Source organism: Secundilactobacillus collinoides DSM 20515 = JCM 1123 (assembly GCF_001435975.1).
GTDB classification, from domain to species: Bacteria; Bacillota; Bacilli; order Lactobacillales; family Lactobacillaceae; genus Secundilactobacillus; species Secundilactobacillus collinoides.
In genome coordinates this window covers 1-569 of sequence record NZ_AYYR01000088.1, presented here as the reverse complement: position 1 = coordinate 569, position 569 = coordinate 1, and the positions used below count along the sequence as shown (strand labels likewise).

Annotated in this window: 1 protein-coding gene; it reads right to left on the bottom strand. The window is 50.3% G+C overall.

Features of this window, described 5'->3' with window-relative positions; genetic code table 11:
* Positions 1–569 (bottom strand): Ig-like domain-containing protein (locus FC82_RS16935; RefSeq protein ID WP_235809243.1); only part of this gene is annotated, 569 nt, incomplete at both ends.

Here is a 569-nt window from a genome sequence, read left to right as displayed (position 1 = left end):
ATAGTTGGGTCTGATGGAATCGTTGCATCGACTGGGTCGCCGTTTTCTGGGGTTGCCGTGACCGTTTCACCAGGGTTCACTGTTCCAGGGTCAATGGTAATGTCGATGTTACCCTTGTCATCTGAAGTTCCAGTGGCGATTGGGTCACCATTGTTGTCAGTAATGGTAACTGGCGTATTCGGATCAGTGGTTCCGGTAAAGTGGTAACCATCAGTTGAATTGCCCGTGACTTCTGGGCCAGTGATCTCTGGAGTTTCATCATTTGTATCCGTCGCAGCCGGATCTTTTGGTACGGTGACTGTAACAGGATCTCCGCCTTCTGGCGTAATCGTGATGGTATCATCTGGGTCAACATCATCTGGGCTGACCGTGATAACGAAGGTTCCAGAACCATCAGTTTCGCCCCACGCAATTGGTGTTCCATTCTTATCTTTGATCGTGATTGGCGTATTCGGCGCTGAATGACCAGTTACTTGGTACCCCTTATCAGAATCACCTGTAATCTTAGGGTTGTCAATGGTCGGATCACTTGGCACAGTGGCCGTTGCCGGGTCACCACCATCAGGGGT